Below are 21,448 nucleotides of genomic sequence, written 5' to 3'. Positions count from 1 at the left end.
AAAATTTTATGAATTAATATTGAATGTTATTCGTATCCAGCTTCGGTTCAATTTTTATCGCTTCAACTTTGCCAAGCCAGAATAAATAGGTCAGTGCGCCTAAAAGGGTAGCAATACCTGAAACAACAAGTGCTGGTACAAAGGAACCTGTTGCCGTAATGATGAAACCAGTCACGATCGGTCCGATGATTCCACCAAAATTTGATGCACAGTTCTGAACCCCACCCAATGTGGAGGTCATGTTCCGTGGTGCAACATCACCAGGCAAGCACCATAGTGCAGCTGCTGCAAATGCAAGTCCCGCATAGGAAAGAGAGAGCAACGCAATGCATGCAACGATTGATTGTGTGATACCTGCAAAAAGAATGGAAGTTGCCAGCAGCATGCCAATGACCAAGTTGAATTTTCGAGAGAAGGTTAGAGAACACTGTTTTTTAAAGTACAAATAATCAGTCGTCCAGCCACCAAGCATTTCACCGGCAATACCTGCTAATGGTGGAATCATTGCCGTAAACCCCATCGTCATGGCTGCCATGCCGCGTTCCTCGACGAGATATGCAGGAAACCATGTGATGAAGAAGAAGATTGCATAGTTTAGAGTGAAGAAACCAAAACACATTGCCCATACATTTCTGTATTTAAACAATTGATACCACTTCATTGGCTGCTCCTTAGTCAGCCCTTCCTTTTTCTTCTGACCGTCACGAATGTACGACAGTTCTTCTTTATTGATATACTTCTGTTTTTCAGGATCATTGTAATACCATATCCAAGCCATCACCCAGAATAAACCGATTATACCAGAGATAACGAATGAAAATTTCCATCCAAAATTGCTCACAATCCAAACAATCAACGGCATTGCAACTGCGGTTCCAACTTTAGAACCGGTATCATAGAAAGCAGAGATCTTGCCTCTTTCATGATCTGGAAACCATCGCGTTGCAATTCCGCTATTCGAAGGCATTGCTCCTGCTTCACCAACTCCCAGCAGCACGCGAAGTCCGATTAATGAAACCAGACCATGTGCTAAACCAGTTATTGCAGTTGCAATAGACCACCAGGCAACAGCAAGTGACATACTAATCCGATGCCCTACCTTGTCAGCAAGCCACCCAGAAGGTATTTGAAAAATCATATACGACCAGAAAAAGGCAGACATAACAATTCCCATTTCTGCACTGTTGATGTGCAAATCACGCATAATATCTGACGAAGCCGCTGATAAATTAGCACGATCTAGATAATTAATGGTTATAGCGAGCCACATTAAGATACCGATTTTCCATCTGACATTCGTTCTCTTTGGTTGAAGTTCATTTTGGACCATGGATGTAGCACCTCTTTTAGTTAGTTAATCATTCCGTGACACCATTTTTAAATATTGCCAATTCATGAATTTGGTGTTTCTCGTTCTTTGTCAACTTTCCACCTGCAATATCAATGATTTGTTGTATAAAATCACTCAAGACTTCATCGAACGGTCGATCCAACACTTGACCCGCATCAAAGTCAATCCATGATGCTTTCTTTCTATAAAGTGCTGAATTGCTGCTTACTTTTACCGTAGGAATATAGGTTCCGTAAGGTGTTCCGCGTCCGGTTGAAAACAGAACCATATGACAATCTGCCGACGCTAAAGCAGAAGAAGAAACCATATCGTTTCCTGGCGCATTCAGAAGAGAAAGCCCTTTCATTTTAATCTTTTCCCCGTACTTCAAGACATCTACTACAGCAGAGGTTCCTGATTTTTGCGTACAGCCTAGTGATTTGTCTTCCAAAGTTGTGATACCCCCAGCTTTATTCCCTGGGGAAGGGTTTTCATAAATAGGTTGATGATATGCCATAAAATAGTCTTTAAAGTTATTGATTAACTGAACGATTTTGTTAAAAATCCCCTCGTTTTCAGCACGTGCCATAAGCATAGTTTCAGCCCCGAACATTTCAGGTACTTCTGTTAACACGGTGCTCCCACCTTGAGAAATAATAAAATCGGATAATCTTCCCAAAAGCGGATTGCTCGTAATTCCCGAAAATCCATCAGAGCCGCCGCATTTTAATCCGATGTTCAACTCACTGAGTGGCAGATCAATTCGTCTGTCTTGAGATGCAGATTGATTTATTTCTTCAATTAATTGATAACCCTCTTCGACTTCATCATCAGCATTTTGACAACTCATAAACTTAATGCGGTCATGATCATACTCACTTAATATGGCTTTCATATGATCAATCTGATTGTTTTCACAACCAAGTCCTATGATCAGTGCTCCAGCAGCATTCGGATGAACAGCAGCATCTACTAAAATCTGAGATGTGTTTTTTAAATCATCGCCTAACTGGGAACATCCATAAGGGTGTTTGAGAACAATCACGTGTTCAAATGAACCGTTATCCGGATTAGACGCTTTAAATCGTTCAGCTATCAAATCGCCAATCGAGTTAATACAACCAACGGTTGGAATAATAAAAAGATCATTCCGAATTCCCGTTTTTCCATTTTTCCTTTTGTATCCTTTAAATGTACGTGTGTCATGTGGAAAAACAATTGGATGCAATGAAGGTCGGTACACGTAGTCAATTTTTCCGGACAGACTGGTTTGCACATTGTGTGTGTGCACCCAAAAGCCATCATTGATTGGCTTGGTCGCGTGACCGATCGGGAATCCATATTTAATAATCTCTTCACCCAATCCAATTTGCTTAAGAGCGATTTTATGACCCCGCTTAATATTTTCTTTGATAACGGTTTCATTTTTCTCAACGTAAATACTCTCACCAATCTGCAGATCACGTAGAGCGACAGCGACATTATCTAGAGGATTAAGTTGAATAGCATTTTCCATCTGAAAACCTCCTTTCAATTGAAAATAGTTTTGCAAATATAGGTCAGTTTTGTACCTTTAGAAACAGTTTTTAATTATTTCCGCTTACATTCCATTTGTTTTCACGTAGAAAAATGCTGCACATCACTAAATCGAGCGTTGCACACTCTTTTGGCTTAATTTCGTTTCGTTCATAAATGCATCTAGTTTTTCACGCGTCGGTAGTCCATCATTATCACCGAGATGCTGCATCTGAATTGCACCAATGGCATTGCCCCGCAGCAGAGTTTCGTAGTCACTCAACCCTTCAAGCATTGCGGAAACAACACCTGAAACAAAAGCGTCACCCGCACCGACTCGATCAACGATGTTTTTAGTGATAAAGTTGGGTGCAAAGGTCTCTGTATAGGAATGATCAACCCCTATCTTCTTTGTATAAGACCCATCATCGACTAAATTAATGATTACCTGTTTGACACCTTTTTCGAGATAATAGTCTGCCATTTTCTCTTTTTCCGTTTCGCCGGTGAGAATACGTGCTTCCTTCACATTCGGCATCACAACATCACACAAGCAAGCGATTTCATTTGTGCGTTGAATCATTTGTTTCTCTGAATTCCAAATGGTTGGTCGCAGATTGGGATCGAATGTGATCTTAAGCTGTTTGTCACGTGCCCTTCTAATTAATGCAAGGGTCGTCTGGTAGGCCGTTTCGCTCAATCCTGCAAGAATGCCTCCAAGATGCAGGATCTTTGCGCCGGAAAAGTTGATTTTTTCAACACTATCTTTATCAATTCTTGATGATGCACTGCCCTTGCGAAAATAAAATGTCTCAGGCTGCCCATCATCGGACAAACCCTTCAGCATGAAACCGGTCGGCCATTCATTGTTCATCTGCACTGCCGCTGTATCAATCTTTTCTTTCTTAAGATAATCACAAATAAATGTGCCAAAGGGATCGTTTCCGATCTGTGTTAAAAGTGTAACCGTATGCGCTAACCGTGCGACACCAACCGACACATTAACATCCGCACCCGCCGAGTATCTTGTGTAGTGTTGCACCGTATTTAAAGGCCCTTTGTCATCAGCAATGAATAAGACCATTGGTTCTCCTGCTGTGATCAGTTCACCCATCTTCTCACTCCTCCATTAATTAAACACTTGTTCATCTTTTTACTTCTCCTCCAGATGATTCCAACCACTTCTGTACGTCTCTTTCCGAAATAGAAATATGATCTCCGTTAACAGTATGTTTCAGCAGCGTTGTCGCCATAGCAAATTGGAGCATACACTCAGAACTCATATGTTTCAAAATACCGTGCAGGATACCGGCTGCAAAAGCATCTCCGCCACCGATTCGATCAATAATAGGAATAAGCTGATAATTGGGAGATGATACAAAACGTCCCCTATTCCAAAGTATTCCTTGTAACATGTTGTTCGACGTAGACACCACATTTCGATTTGTCGCGTACAAAGCTTTGAGATTAGGAAATTTCTTGCTTATTTCAGAGTAACAAGTTTCCATACGGTCTTGCCTAGCAATCGAAGGATCAATTGAGAAAAAGTTGCGCGCGTCCAGATAATTAGCACAGCAAAAGCTAAGCATTGGCAAAATCGGACAAATTGATTTTCTTGCTTCTTCTAATGTCCACATCGACGAACGAAAGTTAATGTCAAAACTAACTGGAATATCACGATTGTAAGCTTCCTCGATAAGCTGTTGCCCAAAATGATGCCACTGTTCTGATATCGCAAACGTAATTCCTGTAATATGAAACAGGCTCACATCGCGAAATAATTCATCAATGTTCCATTCATGAATATCCATTTCGGCTATTGCAGAACGTTGACGATCATAAATGACTGTAGATGGGCGAAGACTGCTTCCCTTTTCAAGATAGTAAACACCCATTCGGCTGCCACCTTTCAGGACCTGAGAAGTATCAACCAAACTGGTATGCAATGCACGTAGAGCTGCTTCCGCAAGCGCGGTATCCGGCAGCTTACTGGCAAAATGAACGCAATGTCCAAAGTTGGACAGAGTGGAAGCTACATTAGCTTCGGCACCACCATAATTAACATTAAATTTACGACTATTCGTCAACAGATCGCCCATGTCCGTTGAGAAACGAATCATAATCTCACCAAGAGCTAGAATCTTAGACATGCTGCTCACTCAACTGACGATATACATACATGTATTCCTTAGCAAGCTTTGTCACTTTTTCGAAGTCATTGGTTGCGGCCGGTTTCAATAAACTGCCGCCAACACCAATCACACGACAACCAACGCCATACCAATCAGCAAGATTATCTAGGTTCACGCCTCCGGATGGCATGATTTCCAATTGTGGCAACGGTGCTTTGACATCTTTGACAAAAGTCGGACCGACAATATCGCTTGGAAACAGCTTCACGAGATCAGAACCCGCTTTCAATGCTTCTTTCATTTCATTAACGCTCATGCATCCTGGGATATAAGGAATTTGATACAGATTGCATAATGATGCAGTTTCTCGATCAAAGGTTGGTGATACAATGAACCTCGCACCTGCCAAGAATGCATCATGTGCAGTAGGTGCATCGAGAATCGTCCCTGCCCCTACCACAATTTCCGGCTTCTCCTTGTATTTTTCGACCAGACTTTTAATAGCCCGATCCGCCTCTGGAACAGTAAATGTAAGTTCAATAGTTTTCACTCCTCCAGCAATCAGTGCATCTGAAATTTTCACCGCTTTCTCCACTGATTCTGCACGCAAAACTGCAACGATTCCATTTTTCTCTAAAGAAGACAATATTGAAATTCTTTGCATGTGCACACCTCTCAATCTAAGTTTCTTATATATAAACTTAATTTATCATTAATAAACTACACGGTTATTATAGCGCCTGAGTTCTCTGATGTAAACCCTTTCAAAGAAACAAATATAAAAATAAAAAAGCTCTTTCATTAAAAAACAATGAAAGAACTTTCCCCATAAACTGTTTAATGCGTTAACTTCTGTTCTATATTCCGCTTTGCCTGCTGCAGCAAAGTAATAATTTTCTTTTTCTTCTCTTCTGACATCCGGTAAACTGGGGAACTGACACTGATCAGTCCCCGAATGTCCCCCTTTTGTTTTAGGCTTGTCGCAATGCAATAAATATCGTCTTCATTTTCCTGATCATCTATGGCATAGCCGCGCTTTCGTGTTGCACGCAAATCATCAATCAAGATGTTTTTATCACAAATTGTATTCTCTGTTCGCTTTTCCAATCGTATTCCATTCAGATAATTTCTTACCGTTTCCTCTTCCTGTTCAGCCAAATAAGCTTTTCCCATTGCGGAACAATAGAGCTCAACTGAGTGTCCTACCTGAGAACGCAAAATGATCCTGCTTTTTGCATTCAATTTTTTTATATAAATGATTCGCTCCTGATCATAAGCACCTAAATGAATCGTTTCACCGATCTGATTATTCAGTTCAATTAGATCTGATTCGGCAACAGAGATAATACTAAATGATTTTTTCGCTGCTTCACCATAACGAATGAGCGTAATACCTAACGAATATTTCTTCGTTTCCTCATCACGTTTTACAAAACCAATAAGACAAAGTGTATTTAATATTTTCAATACCGTTGACTTGCTCGTTTTTAATGATGTATAGATCGTTTGCAGATTAACTGGCTGATCTACCTGCTCTAAATAATCGAGGATTTGTTTTGCACGAATTAAGACTGTTCCGTATGGTTTAATTTCAGACATATTTTTCCATTAATAAATTATGAATTATATAGTCATAATTTATTAAATCGGGCTCAACTCCCCACCGTGGATAGTAACGGTTTAATTATAGACTAAAAATTTATCTTATCAAAGATTTAGTCATGTAAGTCTCAGCTAACTAACCTTTTCTCCATAATATAATAAAATTTATCATGCGCACGGTATAGTCAAATATGTGCATCACTTTGACTGAATCAAAGCAGAAAATCATCTCAAAGTTACAATATGGCACGAGCTACCTACCACCGATTCTACCTTAATAGCAAGCTTATTATTTTCCAATTAATTTATCTGCGAGTAACAGCCCTCTGATTGAAAAGAGAGAATCACTATGGTCTTGTGAAAATGATCAAAGTGAGTGACTATTGATATAGCTTGTGGACATGGCACAGGAGTCTCGAGATGAAAATAGATTTGATTCGTCAGAACCGTCACAATACTCGGTATCAGCAAGCTATTCATTCATTACCTTATTTTTCATCTTCCGCAGCACTTTTTATATTTCTTGCCGCTGCCGCATGGGCAAGGGTCATTGCGACCGACCTTATGATGGTTTGCCTGATCAGTGTTGACCGATGATTTGGAGCGGAACGGCGCAACGAGTTGATCCGACACGGGTTTCAGGTGCCTCTTTTCTTTCTGAAACAGCTCATGTGGCATGTGCGCTTTTAATCTCCACTGACGAGTATGATTATATACCTCGGTTACTTCGACCAATAACTGCTGTACAAAGTCAAACGAAGGAAACGTCATCTGAGACTGCAGGAATTGAATCACCTTAGACGGATTTTCATCCGTTTGAATGATCGCAATAATCCGCACCGTAAGTTCGTTTATTTTCTTCTCAGACAGCTGATAATAGCTCAATAGGAAATGAATAAAGCGATTCATCTCCGGTGTTTGGTCAACGTAATCTCGATCAGCTGCTTTCATAAGCTGTTTTCTCGTAAACGGATAATCCTCTACATCCGGCCGCATACGATATTCATCAACGATTTTTTCCGCATCGAAAACCCGACTGTCTTGAAAACCATAACCGGAAAGACGTGCTTGTCCGTAGAAATCGCAGGCAAAAACCATCACATTCATAAAATCAGATTGATCAATGTGCTGCCCGGTAAGCATTTCAATCTTATCCACCATACGGCATGCATCCATCACCCCAAAGTAATGCAGCAACCCATGCGCAAGTTGAATCCACTCGGTATTGCGTTGAACAATCTTTTTCAGTTCACCGCCGTCCCTCTGTTCAAAACGATGCATCAGCTCTTCCGGCATAAAGAGAACCTTGTTATCCTCATAAATTCCGGGGAAGAGAATACTATAGTTCATAAACACTTCAATAGTCGAAACCGACAGACCACGGGCAGCAGTCATTCCCGAATGTTTCACAATCGTTTCGATCAGATCATACCTGCGCTGATCCAGAGTAACGATGATGTTCTGAAACGTCAAAGGAATTAAGCGAGCGAGCTCTGAAGCCATTTCCGCTTTCTTAAGCGAACTTATGCCTTTGAACTGATAATTCCTACGTATTTGATCCAGCTCATCCTTTGTCAATCTGTTCAAAGTTGCTTTAAAACCGCACGGAAGCTCAACTATTTTCCAAAACCGCTTCTCTCTCTGATCCCGCAGCTTTTGCTTATGATCCTTTGCCCCTTCCAGGGTATACAGCAATGTTGCTTCCTTTTTCTTTTCCATTGTATGAATCATCGCAATTATCGCCTTTCAAGTGGCAGATGAATATGATCATCTGGCCGATTATTTAAATCCAGTGATCGTCGCTCTCATATCGCTCTGCATGGGGAGAGGGCATTGTACAATCCTCAATAATACCCCACTTCGCAGTTCTCGTTTCCAATGCAACCAACCCAGTTTCAAGGCTTGGCACTACCCTCTTTATGACCAGTGATTATTGCATAACAAACGTATTGATTATGTATATACTTCGATTCATACTTGCCACTTTCCTGCTCCACGCAATTCTATAGGAGGCTACCCTCTGTCATTTCTACAGTAAAAAAGACAGCAAATTGATAGATTTCAACCAAGTTTTACAGGGCCTTAATCTATCAATTCAAGGTGTCTTATTCAATCTTTACGGAACCTAAAAAGCCGAAAAGAATGAATTCGGCTTTTCAGTATATCTTGAAATTAAGTATTTATAACAAGGTTGTCAAAAGGCAGCTTCCAAAAGATATGACTTTATTTGTCTTAATCAACCTAAATTTATTATTTGCTGAGTTCTTTGAATGCCAATGCAAAGTTTCCTAGTGTTGCTGATCCGTTATCTTGGACTCTTGGCATTCTTATATACGTGTTTAGATCTGGAACTTTAATGTAATTGTTGTTTAGTTCCGCAAAGTCGCGTCTGACTTTCTCTAGAAAGGCCTCACTGACTACACCTCCGCCAAACACTATGTTGTCTGGTCTGAGAATCATCGTTTGCTGAATAGCGGCTTGAGCGACATAGTACGACATAATATCCCAGACATGATGATTAATCGGGATATCCTTTCCATTAATACCCGTTCTAGCTTCAAATGTTGGACCGGATGCTAAGCCTTCGAGACAATCTTTATGAAAGGGACATATACCTTTAAAATCCAAATCATCAGGATGTCGTTTGACATATACATGCCCCATTTCAGTATGTCCCTGCGATCCCAGTATCGTTCCGTCTATTATGGCGCCACCGCCAATGCCTGTTCCGATCGTTAGATACACTAGAGATTGAATTTTTTCATTAAATAGTTGTGCCATCATGTATTCTCCGTAAGCAGATCCATTAACATCGGTTGTAAAAAATATGGGGATATTTAATTCCTTTTTGATCGGTCCTACAAAATTAGTTTGGCTCCACCCTTTTTTAGGCGTTTCGGTAATGTATCCATATAATTTGTTATTTTTTTGTATTTCGATGGGTCCGAAAGATGCTATCGATAACGCAGCTAAATCGTTAAATTTCTTGAAAAAGTTGATCACCTTAGTGAATGTAGTACTTGGATCCGTCGTAGGGATCGATACTTTTTCAATTACTCGATAGTCTTCATTTCCTACAGCGCACACAAACTTAGTCCCGCCTGCTTCAATACTCCCTAATAACATGGCCTTTATCTCCTTTACCTCATTTATATCTAATCGTTCTGCTCGAATCATTTCCCAGTCTATAGACATTCAGATCGCACCAAGCACTTTGCTGCGCCATTAAATGAAAGTGAAGATCACCCTCTGAGTAAAACCGTTCTGAAAATGTGGCTTCTCCGTTATTGATAAAGAGTTCAAATGATGACGTATCAACATATGCCCTAATCGATAGTTCTTCTGATTGATCAATAACGGTTTGTCTGTCAGGATCAGGACCCGTTCTATGGAGATGGACTTTACGATCTTTAGCATCAAACTGAACAGAGATAATGGTCAATCCGTTGTCTGCTTTCATCTCTAAAGATATACTTGATGCTTGATCCCAATTCATTTTAGCATCAATTTCTAGTTGATGTTCTTTGCTGCTAAAAGCTATTTCATTGATGCGTTCACTTTTTGATAAAAGCAGCTCAGATCGAAGCGTTTTCAATTCATGTATCGGGCATGAATACAGTTTATTATTTACCAACTTTAATTCTCTTGGAAGGGTCATTGTTCCTGCCCATCCATCCGATTGTTCAGGCATCTTGTTCTCCCACATGTCCATCCACGCGAGCATAATACGCCTTCCATCATCTGTTTTCATTGTTTGTGTTGCGTAGAAGTCATGTCCTGAATCTAATTCAATGAAGTTCCCTCTCGTAAAAATACCAGGTTGATCGTCCCCAATCATATATCCAGTTTGGTATACATTTTTGAAGATACCGTTATTAGGAATGATTCCCTGTGGGGATATTAATAAGACGCGATGCCCATCTAACTCAAAAAAGTCCGGACATTCCCACATATATCCCTCTGTTTCAGGATGTTTTGATTGGCTAAGCACTCCCTTGTATTCCCATTCAAACAAGTTATCGGATGAATATAATAGTACTCTTCCAAATCCTGATTTATTTTGGCTGCCCAAGACAATGAACCATTTACCATTTTCACACCAAATCTTTGGATCTCTAAAATCAGCTGCATTATCGGTAGGTGCACTACTTATTATTGGATTATTTTCATATTTTTCAAAATGAATTCCATCGTCACTAAATGCAATATTTTGATTTTGCCAGTATTGTTCCTTATTCGTATTTTTTTTATAGTGATGTCCTGTGTAAATCAAGTATAATTTATCATCTTTTACCAGAGCACTACCGGAAAAACAGCCGTCTTTATCTTCATTATCTCCTGGAGTCAACGCTATTGGACATTCTTCCCAATGAATTAAATCCGTACTTCTAACGTGGCCCCAGTGCATCGGTCCCCATTCAGAACTATAGGGATGATATTGAAAAAAAACGTGATAATAGCCCTTAAAAAAACAAAGTCCATTTGGATCGTTCATCCATCCTGTTGGAGGGATTATATGATAGTTTTGCCTGTATCGATTATTAGTGATCTGATTCATCATTCACAAACTCCTTCCAAACATTTAATACCTTCCAACTGATGCTGGCCTTGCCTATCATCACATGGTCAGGACTGCAGCCTTTTTATTGAGTCTCTGATCACTGGCGGACATTTAACACGGGTGGTCCCGACTTTTTGTTCATCACTTTTATCGTTACAGATCTTCAGTAATTTTCGAATACCTAGGACTCCAAGATCGTAGTGAGGCAGTCCTACTGTTGTCAATGCGGGATGCAAATGAGCGGAAATAACGCTTTGGTCGTCAAAGCCAACGACAGATATGTCATCAGGAATTGACAGCCCTTTCTGCTTAAGGCCATCGTAAATTCCCATCGCGACACGATCATTATGACAAAATACCGCGGTCGCCCCGCTTTCAACGAGGGATTCTGTAACATTGAATCCCCCCTCTTGATCAGGCTTCGCATACATAATCAACGAGGAATCTCGAGAAATTCCCGCCTCCTCCAACACCTGTTTGTATCCTTCCAGACGCCCAGTTCGCGCTGGTGAGGGAGAGGTCGTATTCACGAAAGCGATGCGTCGATGACCGGCCTTTACAAGAAGTTCGGTAGCTGTCCGACCACCTTGAACCTCATCAGGGACAATAGCGGGATACAGATCGTGCATATCGAAACAGTTGACAAGTACTACAGGTCTTTCCGACTGCAATTTCAGTGATTCCACCGGACGGTGATACCAAGTCGAGTAAATGATTCCTTGCACCTGCTGCTCAGCCATCATAGTTAGTGCTTTGTTTTCGACTGATTCCTTGCCTCCGGTATCGATAATGAGAAGAAGCTTCCCACTCCGCCAAGCCTCATCCTGTGCCCCTTTAATGATCTGTCCGGCGAAAGGCATGGTAGCAACATCATCTGTAACAAATCCAATTAGATCGGATGTTCCCTGTACAAGTCCCTTCCCTAAAGCATTGGGTTGATAGCCAAGTGATTCGGCTATTTTTCGAACCCTATTGCGTGTGTTTGCAGGGATTCGATGCTTCTCATTGTCATTGATCGACCATGAAGCCGTTGCAACCGAAACCCCAGCCGCCTCAGCAACATCTTGCAGCGTAATTTTTCTCATTACTTTACCCCTTTTATGCTCCATACCGACAGAGCGGCGATAACCGTTATTACGATTGCAACAGGAAATACCGGAATATATGATCCTACAATCGTAACTAGCGTTGATGTGATGACCGCACCGATCGCCTGTCCGGCACAGCTTGCCATATTAAGAAAACCTAGGTCTTTGCCCGCATTCTTCTTATTTGGCAGAACATCGACGTTCAATGCCTGATCTACGGACATATACATACCATAACCAAAACCCGCAATTCCTGCAAAAAGCAGCATACCCATCGTTGTTGGGAAGATCCACGGCATCGCAATACCAATCGCATACAATCCACAAGATAAAATAACGGGAGGCTTACGCTTACCGATTTTGTCCGAAATAGGTCCAGATGTGATCGATGCAATGAACGCTACGACCATAGTGATCAATGACATTATGGAAATGACACTGGCGGCATGTGCCTTGGTCTGCCCGATGTGATCCTGTAGGATATAGAGCTGATAGGAAGCAATCATCTGATAGGCAACGATTAAGCTCGTACGGCAGATAAACGCCTTCCAAAAATCAGGAGCATGCATCGGAGGTGTGAACGCTTTCATAATTACCCGCCAAATAGGCTCACGCTCCCTGTTGACCTGTTCTGTGTCATTACGCGGCTCACGTGGGAGAAGGAGAAATGCCAGAATGCCCGCGAATATATACATTGCGCCTGCACTGGCAAATCCGATACCTGTACGAAAGATAAATAATGAACCGAAGAAAGTACCAATTGCCTGACCTACCGTGATTCCTCCGCCATATGCAGCAGACACGATGCCACGATTCCACTCAGGAACACGATCAGAAAGTGTTGCAACAATGGGAGCCGTCATCATATTCTGCCCAATGTTTGCAAAGCAGTATGCCAGTAGAATTCCAATTCCAGTACCCGGAGTTCCGATTAAATAGAAAGAAATTGCTGCAATGACAGCACCTGCCAGATACCATGGTGTTCTTTTGCCAAAACGTGATCTCGTTCTGTCCGACATGGAGCCGACGAAGACGTTAACGAAAAGAGAGAGCATGGCTCCCGCAGCATTAATCGTTCCAAGCAAAGCATCCGGATTATCAATTCCAATATCTTTCAATCGCTGCGGCATAAGAACGGATGCGATCATATAGAATCCCATGTTTTGTAGAATCGCAAAGACTCCGAATCCCAAAATGAAGCGAGCGGTGCGATCCATCTTTAGATTTTTTAGACTTATCATTTTTTCGCCTGACTTTCTAAATTTATCGTTTTTCCTACGTCTATGGCTTAAAACATTATGAGACAAATACGAAGTTCCATGATCATGACCGCTGGACTTGACTTAGATCTCCCGCTGTTTGACTTCAAGCGAAGATAATTCAATTGCCCCATCGCTAACGAAGTATCCGATTCTTCCTGCTCGTTTATCGTAGATTCTTGTGCTAAGGGCAATCTGACCATCTAGAACAATGACGGCAATTGATTCCTCCGTAATCACTTCCAGTGTGTGGTTACCTGCAGGCAGATCACAAGGGCGCTCCAACTCGACATAGTAGGGAACGTCTCCAGAGATTTGCCACTGCTCTCCTCCTGTCATTTTACGTGGCCACCGATCGAAAACCATTCGCGAGCGATGTGGCTCCAAACGAATGACATAGGAAGAATCGCCATCGTTCGAGGAACGCAGTAGCAGCCCGCATTCGTGAGTTCCCGGTTTTATGTTAATCGTGGCTTTGATATAGGCCTGATCCGGCAATAACTTGTCGGACACTGCACATACATATCCATCAGGAGCATTTAACGACTGCTTATCAATGGCAACCGGAACAGTCTCAGGAAAGCTCTGTGTCAGTGTCTCAGGAAAGCGAAATGCGAGTGAGCCATCCTCATTTTGCACGGCCTCAAGCGTTGACATGGTTCCTGCCCACTGCCATTCCCCATCGTCATGAGCACCCTTCTTGGTCGCAATCCAACCGGTGAAGAAACGTTTGCCATTGAGGAATGTACTCTTTGCAGCATAGAAAGCGCGTCCATCAATTGTGTCTTTATCTGGAGCAATCCACGGACCGTCAAGAGTCTTTGCCATGCGATATTTGGTTGTGAATGCATCAGTGAATTCGGAATAGATGAAGTACCACCAATCTCCCCAATGGAACACCTCCGGACACTCCATTGCAACGAATCGCTTAGGATCCCAGAATGGTTTCGCTTGCTTCCAAGAATATAGATCGTCGGAAATGTACTGTGCGGTAACACCGCGCCGACGTTCAGGACCACTGCTATTTCGAGCAGCGAAAAGCATTCTCCAAATTCCTTTTTCCTCATCCTTGAATACGAAAGGATCACGCCAATCATAGCCTTCGTAATCTTCACTTGGACCGAAAGACAGTTCATCATGGCGCGTCCATGATTTCATACCGTCATCACTTGTAGCGTGCATGACCAACTGGATGGACCGCCCGGTTTCGTCAGTTGTTTTAGGATTGTTGCCTGTGTAGAACAGATGATGTGTGCCCTGATCGTCAACAAGAACACTGCCCGTATAGCAGTTAAAATCTTTCGCATCTGGACCGCCAGACGGCAATGCAACACCATGTTCCTCAAGATGCACGTAGTCCTTTGTTGTCACTAAAGACCAAGGCATTCCATTTTTCGGTACTTTCCGATCTTCGAATAGAAAATAAAGATATACCTGACCATTCTCCTCGAAGGGAATGACATCTCCAACGAATGCTCCCTCAGGACGGTAAAACACTTTGTTATTCATAAATAATTAACCCCTTTCATTTTCGTTAATCATTGGTGTTTAAGCTGCTTAAACGTTTAAGCATAAGCATCTAACAGCATTATGAAAGCGTTATCTATTTTTGTCAAGAGTTTTTTTGAAAGCCTTTGCATAAATAAAGCTCTCGTTACTAGCAAAAAACGTCGACCGAAACATCCCAAAAGGAACGTAACGAACCGACATTTTGATGGTTCACTAGCTCATGTTGAAGAAAAAATTAGTTACACAAAACGAAATAGAGGGACTCTTACCACCTTGCCCTGTGCAAGAAACAAGTGAATCACTTAATTCAATCCCTATTGATCTATTATCAATTGTCTGATCGAGGCATAAACAAACACCGCAATGATCTTCATCACTAAATTTGTTTAGTTTTTGTCTATTTGTGACAATTAATATATAAACCAAAGATCCATTAAATATCCGAACGATTAATCGGGATATTGCACATCAACTGCATAGACAGGGAGGAAAAAAATCATTGTTAACCAATCTATTGACTGAATCAGAGCAGAAAATCATCTCAAAGTTACAAAGTGAAAACAAACAACTTAACCTCCAGATTCTCGCAATAAAAAATGAACGAAATCGTATACGAGCTCAATATGCGAATGATATGGAAAATTTATGGATCCTACAAGAGCATTTCGACCAAATTAAAAATGGAATCAAACCCTTCCCTAACGATGTCGCAAAATGAACGTATTCGTTGAAAAGAAAATGAACGGATTTCGAGAGGAAAATGTGCCCACTTATGAACGAAATAAGTTATAGACAAACGATGAAAAATTAAATGGGGAACGTCAATTAATGAATGATCTTAAATCAATACACAAATCTCTTATTCTATTTAGGATTCAGCTAATATTCATTAATTTTTCTTATCTTCTCATTATTCAGTATTGCCTCTATTCCATTCTTTCCTGCATAATAAGACTATAGGCTATGAATCTTGCCCAGGGGAAAGTTGGGGACTAGGGACATTGTCTTAGTGCTCGATCAGCGACGTAGTCTGATCGGAGCACGACAAATAAAACTGTTGGAGGCGTACTTATGGACAAAGGCAAGAGAGCTTTTTTGAATGCCGGTATGGAAGCGATTTGTCATTGTGACACGAGCAATACCCACTATCTGTTTGAATTGAAAACCGGAGAACATGTTTATCGTGCACGATCCAACCACCTCTCTATCTATAATGATGACGGTTCATTTGCCACATTAATCGGCATGTTAAATCCTGCCTTTATTCGTACGTACCATGATTACATCAGCAACCATGCAGAGCATGGACGAATTTGGCTCCATCAAGAGTTACAAAACTTTTTGAAGGCGTTCAACAATAAAGACGAAGAATACGGCTTCTAAGCTCAGCTATAGCTGAACAGAAACCATCGTTTAATGGAATCTCCTTTCTTAACGCCGAGACTGCATGCGAACCGGCATGTCGACGAGCGGCGTTCCAATCCAGTCTTGCTTTTCTTTTGATCGAACAATCCAATGCAGTTGCACGATCAAGCGATGTCCTTTTCGTATTTGAATTAACGGTAAACAAATGGGTTCTTGAGAAACTCTGGGTATCCGTTTTAAATGCATTGATTCTAATAAAATCTTGTACTTCTTGAGTGCTCGGATAACCTTATCAAAGCATGTAAAAGAAGAGAGGGCGCTTTTAACCCTCTCTTTCTCGATTAACGAACATGCTTCAGATAAACTAACAACCAGCATTAGTTCTCACTCCATGCCTTCCTAATTCGTGCAATATGTTCATTACGTTCTTCAGGGGACATGTCGTTCATTCATGAAATGTAAATTAAGTCACAATCCATGACTACTTCTTTTATCGTTAACCAAATCATGAGTGATGGATATTCCTCATAATATTATCTAGTCAAAGATCCTGATTCATTTGAAGATGGAGGCAAGTGAGTGAATCGATGCATAGGTTGCTGGAGTCTATGCCCCTACTTCATCACTAATCTCGATTTTGATCGTAGATAACTTGGATTTGTCTTATCCTCTGACAAATGAACTATCAATAAAAATTTCATCAATTCCGACTCGGTGCAATTGATCTACAAGAATAGATAAATTATTGACTAACATGAGCGGTTTCTGTTGATTCCAAGGCTCTCCACCGCCAGGTCCCTGAACCAATAGAGAACTTTTTAGTTGCTCAATTGTCATTAGGTAATCTCCGGGACTAAGAACTCCATTCTCATTGAAAACCAGTGACATAATCTTGCCCTCCGGAGAAAAAAGGTATACTATTTTACAATTTATTCTCACGATGTTCTTAATATAAACGTTAAATTAACTAATAAGTTAATAGAATTTTGTACCATTTGTTTTGTCAATGGATTAACTGTTGCACATTTTTAGTTGCTACTTTTAAGCATCCAAAATCAGCACAATAGAAAAATAGGATGAATGCATAAACCGCCATTCATCCCACTAAATATTAGGCCAATGATTCCGTCTCTATCACAAGGCTTTTATTTTCCCAATCGACTTTTCTGCGAGTAACAATCCTCCGATGATCCCCGCTTGATCATTTAGTCCGACAGGCTGAATATAGGTGTCCAGATCAGGCACAGCAACATAACCCTTGAGCATCTGCTCAAATTGTTCACGAATCAATTGGAAAATCTGCTTTTGTTTCATAATCCCGCCGCCAAGAATAATGCGTTCCGGACGCAAGATCAATGTGTAACTAACCAGCGCTTGAGCGAGATAATAAGCTTCAAGCTCCCATACATTGGGTTGATCAGCAAGTTCAATGCCTTTTTTGCCCCAACGCTTCTCAACTGCCGGTCCGGAGGCCATGCCCTCTAAGCAATCCGTATGAAATGGGCAATTACCCACGAAGGTGTCGCTTGGATGGCGCTTGATTAAGAGATGCCCCATTTCCGGATGACTGTATGCGTTCAGAATATGTCCCTGATTGATAAAACCACCGCCGATGCCGGTGCCAACGGTCAAGTACAGACAACTTTGTGTGCCCTTCGCATTTCCCATGACAGATTCCGCATATCCTGCTGCATTCACATCCGTGGTCCAAGCAATCGGCATGTCATAATGTTTACTTAAGCTGCCAAAAAAGTTAAAGTTTTTCCAAGAAGTCTTTGGCGTCGATGTGATATAACCAAAGGTCTTAGAATCCTCATTAACATCAATGGGACCAAATGAACCAACTCCGATTGCATCAATAGAATACTGATCAAAAAATGAGAAGATGGGTTCCAGCGTTTCTTCAGGCTTCGTCGTCGGTACGGTAATCGAGTCGATTATTTTCATTTGCTCATCACCAACCGCCGCAATGAACTTGGTTCCTCCTGCTTCAATTGATCCGAATAACATGATCCCTACCTCCTTAAGGATTAAATTTTTTCCCCTGCAAAAAAAACTCAGCATAAGACTTCGTCGTCTAAATGTTGAGCCATAATTGGACTATAAAAGACATCTGATATCCGCTTAACCTTTTTCAACTCTATTAAATTAAGCGCTTTCAAAAATGTACTTCTAACTTAAGTTCTTAACTTAACTCGCTTCGCCATGCAGGAACATCTTTATAACAGTCTGCTTTACCAATTGAATTAAATAATTCCATCTTATATTTAACGACTTTCTTGGCTTCGTCAATGCAGTCAGGGTAAACGGCATTCGGATCCCAAAGTTCAGTAGTGGCCAATATTTCCCGGCATTTCTTGAAAAAAGCAAATTTATAATCGGATGAAATGTTAACTTTTTGAATGCCGATCTTGACTGCTTCAGCAATCTCCTCATCCGGGTTTGCAGAGCCACCGTGGAGGACAAGAGGGATATCAACAATTTCCTTAATACTTTTTAAAACATCCATACGCAGTTTCGGCGTCACGCCTTTTGGATAAATTCCATGGCAAGTGCCAATGGCAACAGCTAATGAATCCACACCGGTCTGTTCAACGAATTCCGCCGCATCTTCCGGTTTTGTGTAAATGACCTCAGTCAATCCTCCTTCGATGGTCGTGCCGGTATTACCAATCGTCCCAAGCTCTCCTTCCACGGATACACCAATTTTGTGACTCACATCAACAACTTCTTTGGTTACGCGAATATTTTCTTCAAATGGTAGCAAGGAACCGTCAATCATTACCGAACTGAATCCAGCATGAACCGCGCGCATAACGCTTGCTAAACTGTCACCGTGATCCAAATGTAAGACAAATGGAACCGGGCTATTTTTAATGCGGCTTACAACATAGTTGAAAAAGCTGTCTTTCGTAAACGCTAACTCTGTCGGGTGTACGGCGATAATTGCCGGCGAATTATTTTTTTCTGCTTCTTCAACGACCACTCGCACGAAATTGCTATCCGCCACATTAAATGCCCCTACAGCAAAACGATGTTCCTTGGCTACTTCCAATAATTGTTTCATGTTTATTAACATAATACATACACTTCCTTTGTTTTTTTTAAAGTGATTGACCAGCAGATTGCGAAAGGAGAATATAGTGTTTAACTAATTCCTCGCCTCCTTTAATCGTGTTATGAATCAGGTCAACAAAATTAATTTCCGGATCTTTACTAAGTTGTCTTTTGATACTACTGATCTGAGCCTTCATGAAATCTGAACCAACATTGATTTTGTTGATTCCTAGTTTAATAGATTGTGTAATATTTTCGCTCCCGCACCCAGAGCCACCATGCAGCACAAGCGGCATTTTAGTTGCTTCTTTTATTTGTTCAACAATTTCAAAGTGAAACGTGGGCACGAACCCCCCCGGGTAAATTCCGTGGCTCGATCCATAAGAAACTGCCAAGGCATCAATACCTGTTTTTTTTGCAAAATCAATGGCCAGATCCGGATCCGTATACATCTGATCATTGGTCATATGATTACCGGCAACAGCCCCCATATTACCGAATTCCGCCTCAACACTAGCCCCATACGTTTGCGCAAATTCCACCATATCTCTCGTAATCTGAATATTTTCATCTAGTGGATGCTCAGAAGCATCCATCATCACACTTGAAAAGCCGTCCTGTAAACACCGCTTGACGAACCCAACATCCTTACCATGATCAAGATTAATCGCCACCTCAACACTCGCTTCATGAGCCATTTTGATAATGGGTTGAGTGAGAAACCTACTTCCTAGATGCTGCTGCATATGCTCCTGCAGAAGATCAATGATAATTGGTGCTCTTAACTCCTGCGCCGCATTAATCGCAGCCTGAGCAGTTTCCAGATTAAAACAGTTAATTGCCATAATCGCGTAGTTACCTTGATTCGCCCGATGTAACATACCGTTCATCGAAACGTACATAATCTCATCACCTTGTCTGTTTTATTGAGAAATTTTTATATCTGACAGATCAAATTCTTCTTCAAAATCTTTATCACTTAATTTTTCTTCCTCTTTAGTCGGTTCCTTCTTCCACAGGAACAAGATGATCCCTGTTATTAAAGAACCGATAAGCAGTGCTAAGGTGAAGAGCAATGGATGATTCATTGCCGGAACAATAAACATTCCGCCTGATGGTACCGGGGAAGCGACACCCCACATCATGGATAATCCTCCTCCAATAGCAGCGCCGAATGTACAAGCGGCTACAACGCGGAGCAAATCAACAGCTGCAATCGGAATAACCCCTTCAGTGATCATACAAACACCCATTGGCAAAGCAATCTTGATGTTATCTTCCTCTTCCTTGGTATATTTCTTCTTACGAAAAGCTAAAGATAAAAGCCATGAAATCGTCACACCGAATGGCGGTACCATTGAAGCAAGTATTTTCACTGCTTCGGGTTCTTTTACACCTTGCAACAAAAGTCCGTCGGCAAATAGCGAAGCTACTTTGTTTACTGGGCCGCCGAAGTCAAATGCTGCCATTCCCCCTAATATCGCACCGAAGACGAAACGCATTGATCCTTGCATGCTATTAAGGAAAGAAGTCATTCCCTCCGTTGCCCAAACGATTGGTACACCAATAACGAAGTACATTAACAATCCAATAACAACACTTGAAACAAGCGGAATAATCATCATCGGCATTAAGCCTTCTGCCCATCTAGGAACTTTTAGATGTTTTCTAAGGAACAGAACAAAATATCCGACAATAAAGCCCCCAAGCATGCCTCCTAGAAATCCCGCGCCAATGGAATTGGCAATCAGCCCCATTAGTAGACCCGGTGCGATGCCCGGCCGATCTGCTATTGAATAGGCGATAGCTCCTGCGATCACCGGCGCCAGCAATCCCATGCCCAAAACGCCAAGAGAAAGGAGTGCGGAAGCTACTGAGAATGGTTCTTTATAATTGGTAATTACCGATCCGCCTGCCAAGTTCCCGATCGCAATTAACAACCCTGCAGCAACAACTAGTGGCAGCATATAAGAGATGGCAGTTAATGCATGCTTTTTAAGTTCCATCTTTCTCCAAATCTTTTTCCACAT

Annotated in this window: 18 protein-coding genes; 1 reads left to right on the top strand and 17 read right to left on the bottom strand. The window is 41.4% G+C overall.

Annotation, left to right across the window (positions count from 1 at the left end):
* Positions 1-13 precede the first annotated feature (13 nt).
* From AC6F33_RS03280 to AC6F33_RS03225, 12 genes are all read right to left on the bottom strand, one after another.
* The gene (locus tag AC6F33_RS03280) at positions 14-1,330 is read right to left on the bottom strand and encodes an MFS transporter (RefSeq protein WP_255747131.1); all 1,317 of its coding nucleotides are present in this window, start codon (positions 1,328-1,330) and stop codon (positions 14-16) included.
* A gap of 28 nt (positions 1,331-1,358) precedes the next feature.
* Entirely contained in the window at positions 1,359-2,846 is a 1,488-nt protein-coding gene (locus tag AC6F33_RS03275) for a UxaA family hydrolase (protein ID WP_255747134.1), read from the bottom strand.
* A gap of 126 nt (positions 2,847-2,972) precedes the next feature.
* Complete coding sequence (locus AC6F33_RS03270) at positions 2,973-3,959, bottom strand: sugar kinase (protein ID WP_255747137.1); 987 nt, start codon at positions 3,957-3,959, stop codon at positions 2,973-2,975.
* A 31-nt stretch (positions 3,960-3,990) separates the two neighbouring features.
* Complete coding sequence (locus AC6F33_RS03265) at positions 3,991-4,995, bottom strand: sugar kinase (RefSeq protein ID WP_255747139.1); 1,005 nt, start codon at positions 4,993-4,995, stop codon at positions 3,991-3,993.
* Positions 4,988-5,641, bottom strand: a complete 654-nt coding sequence (locus tag AC6F33_RS03260) for a bifunctional 4-hydroxy-2-oxoglutarate aldolase/2-dehydro-3-deoxy-phosphogluconate aldolase (RefSeq protein ID WP_255747142.1) — start codon at positions 5,639-5,641, stop codon at positions 4,988-4,990. Before AC6F33_RS03260 ends, AC6F33_RS03265 begins: the two co-directional genes overlap by 8 nt.
* Before the next feature lie 173 nt (positions 5,642-5,814).
* Entirely contained in the window at positions 5,815-6,576 is a 762-nt protein-coding gene (locus AC6F33_RS03255; protein ID WP_255747144.1) for an IclR family transcriptional regulator, read from the bottom strand.
* A gap of 498 nt (positions 6,577-7,074) precedes the next feature.
* Positions 7,075-8,310 carry an SEC-C metal-binding domain-containing protein gene (locus tag AC6F33_RS03250; protein WP_255747145.1) on the bottom strand — a complete coding sequence of 412 codons (1,236 nt, stop codon included), beginning with the start codon at positions 8,308-8,310 and terminating at the stop codon, positions 7,075-7,077.
* Positions 8,311-8,829: 519 nt separating this feature from the next.
* Positions 8,830-9,774 (bottom strand): fructokinase ScrK, encoded by a 945-nt coding sequence (scrK, locus tag AC6F33_RS03245; RefSeq protein WP_500777717.1) that lies wholly within the window; start codon positions 9,772-9,774, stop codon positions 8,830-8,832.
* Positions 9,725-11,140, bottom strand: a complete 1,416-nt coding sequence (locus AC6F33_RS03240) for a glycoside hydrolase family 32 protein (protein ID WP_500777716.1) — start codon at positions 11,138-11,140, stop codon at positions 9,725-9,727. The genes scrK and AC6F33_RS03240 overlap by 50 nt, the downstream gene beginning before the upstream one ends.
* A 65-nt stretch (positions 11,141-11,205) precedes the next feature.
* Entirely contained in the window at positions 11,206-12,225 is a 1,020-nt protein-coding gene (locus AC6F33_RS03235) for a LacI family DNA-binding transcriptional regulator (RefSeq protein WP_500777715.1), read from the bottom strand.
* Entirely contained in the window at positions 12,225-13,535 is a 1,311-nt protein-coding gene (locus AC6F33_RS03230) for an MFS transporter (protein ID WP_370645945.1), read from the bottom strand. Before AC6F33_RS03230 ends, AC6F33_RS03235 begins: the two co-directional genes overlap by 1 nt.
* Before the next feature lie 36 nt (positions 13,536-13,571).
* Positions 13,572-14,996, bottom strand: coding sequence for a GH32 C-terminal domain-containing protein (locus tag AC6F33_RS03225; protein WP_500777714.1), 1,425 nt, complete (start codon positions 14,994-14,996; stop codon positions 13,572-13,574).
* Between the two features lie 1,071 nt (positions 14,997-16,067).
* On the opposite strand from AC6F33_RS03225, the gene AC6F33_RS03220 reads away from it, so the two are divergent.
* Positions 16,068-16,379, top strand: coding sequence for a hypothetical protein (locus AC6F33_RS03220; RefSeq protein ID WP_255747155.1), 312 nt, complete (start codon positions 16,068-16,070; stop codon positions 16,377-16,379).
* A gap of 645 nt (positions 16,380-17,024) precedes the next feature.
* Here AC6F33_RS03220 and AC6F33_RS03215 read toward each other — a convergent pair.
* The 5 genes from AC6F33_RS03215 to AC6F33_RS03195 all read right to left on the bottom strand — a co-directional run bounded on the left by AC6F33_RS03215 (position 17,025) and on the right by AC6F33_RS03195 (position 21,448).
* The gene (locus AC6F33_RS03215; RefSeq protein ID WP_255747157.1) at positions 17,025-17,249 is read right to left on the bottom strand and encodes a DUF6932 family protein; all 225 of its coding nucleotides are present in this window, start codon (positions 17,247-17,249) and stop codon (positions 17,025-17,027) included.
* A 246-nt stretch (positions 17,250-17,495) separates the two neighbouring features.
* A complete protein-coding gene (locus AC6F33_RS03210) occupies positions 17,496-18,371 on the bottom strand; it encodes an ROK family protein (protein WP_255747159.1) in 876 nt (291 codons plus the stop codon).
* 175 nt (positions 18,372-18,546) lie between these two features.
* The gene (locus tag AC6F33_RS03205) at positions 18,547-19,440 is read right to left on the bottom strand and encodes a ketose-bisphosphate aldolase (RefSeq protein ID WP_255747161.1); all 894 of its coding nucleotides are present in this window, start codon (positions 19,438-19,440) and stop codon (positions 18,547-18,549) included.
* Positions 19,441-19,465: 25 nt separating this feature from the next.
* Positions 19,466-20,320 carry a class II fructose-bisphosphate aldolase gene (locus AC6F33_RS03200; RefSeq protein WP_255747163.1) on the bottom strand — a complete coding sequence of 285 codons (855 nt, stop codon included), beginning with the start codon at positions 20,318-20,320 and terminating at the stop codon, positions 19,466-19,468.
* 21 nt (positions 20,321-20,341) lie between these two features.
* The gene (locus AC6F33_RS03195; protein ID WP_255747165.1) at positions 20,342-21,448 is read right to left on the bottom strand and encodes a PTS fructose transporter subunit IIC; all 1,107 of its coding nucleotides are present in this window, start codon (positions 21,446-21,448) and stop codon (positions 20,342-20,344) included.

This window comes from Sporolactobacillus sp. BBK16-2, from assembly GCF_059878335.1.
The sequence above is the reverse complement of the archived record's forward strand: the minus strand, read 5'-3'. Positions and strand labels throughout refer to the sequence as shown.

Coding starts and splice junctions, on each gene's coding strand:
- AC6F33_RS03280 (WP_255747131.1), bottom strand. CDS start 1,330: ATGGTCCAAAATGAACTTCAACCAAAGAGAACGAATGTCAGATGGAAA.
- AC6F33_RS03275 (WP_255747134.1), bottom strand. CDS start 2,846: ATGGAAAATGCTATTCAACTTAATCCTCTAGATAATGTCGCTGTCGCT.
- AC6F33_RS03270 (WP_255747137.1), bottom strand. CDS start 3,959: ATGGGTGAACTGATCACAGCAGGAGAACCAATGGTCTTATTCATTGCT.
- AC6F33_RS03265 (WP_255747139.1), bottom strand. CDS start 4,995: ATGTCTAAGATTCTAGCTCTTGGTGAGATTATGATTCGTTTCTCAACG.
- AC6F33_RS03260 (WP_255747142.1), bottom strand. CDS start 5,641: ATGCAAAGAATTTCAATATTGTCTTCTTTAGAGAAAAATGGAATCGTT.
- AC6F33_RS03255 (WP_255747144.1), bottom strand. CDS start 6,576: ATGTCTGAAATTAAACCATACGGAACAGTCTTAATTCGTGCAAAACAA.
- AC6F33_RS03250 (WP_255747145.1), bottom strand. CDS start 8,310: ATGATTCATACAATGGAAAAGAAAAAGGAAGCAACATTGCTGTATACC.
- scrK (WP_500777717.1), bottom strand. CDS start 9,774: ATGTCTATAGACTGGGAAATGATTCGAGCAGAACGATTAGATATAAAT.
- AC6F33_RS03240 (WP_500777716.1), bottom strand. CDS start 11,140: ATGATGAATCAGATCACTAATAATCGATACAGGCAAAACTATCATATA.
- AC6F33_RS03235 (WP_500777715.1), bottom strand. CDS start 12,225: ATGAGAAAAATTACGCTGCAAGATGTTGCTGAGGCGGCTGGGGTTTCG.
- AC6F33_RS03225 (WP_500777714.1), bottom strand. CDS start 14,996: ATGAATAACAAAGTGTTTTACCGTCCTGAGGGAGCATTCGTTGGAGAT.
- AC6F33_RS03220 (WP_255747155.1), top strand. CDS start 16,068: ATGGACAAAGGCAAGAGAGCTTTTTTGAATGCCGGTATGGAAGCGATT.
- AC6F33_RS03215 (WP_255747157.1), bottom strand. CDS start 17,249: ATGTCACTGGTTTTCAATGAGAATGGAGTTCTTAGTCCCGGAGATTAC.
- AC6F33_RS03210 (WP_255747159.1), bottom strand. CDS start 18,371: ATGTTATTCGGATCAATTGAAGCAGGAGGAACCAAGTTCATTGCGGCG.
- AC6F33_RS03205 (WP_255747161.1), bottom strand. CDS start 19,440: ATGTTAATAAACATGAAACAATTATTGGAAGTAGCCAAGGAACATCGT.
- AC6F33_RS03200 (WP_255747163.1), bottom strand. CDS start 20,320: ATGTACGTTTCGATGAACGGTATGTTACATCGGGCGAATCAAGGTAAC.
- AC6F33_RS03195 (WP_255747165.1), bottom strand. CDS start 21,448: ATGTGGAAAAAGATTTGGAGAAAGATGGAACTTAAAAAGCATGCATTA.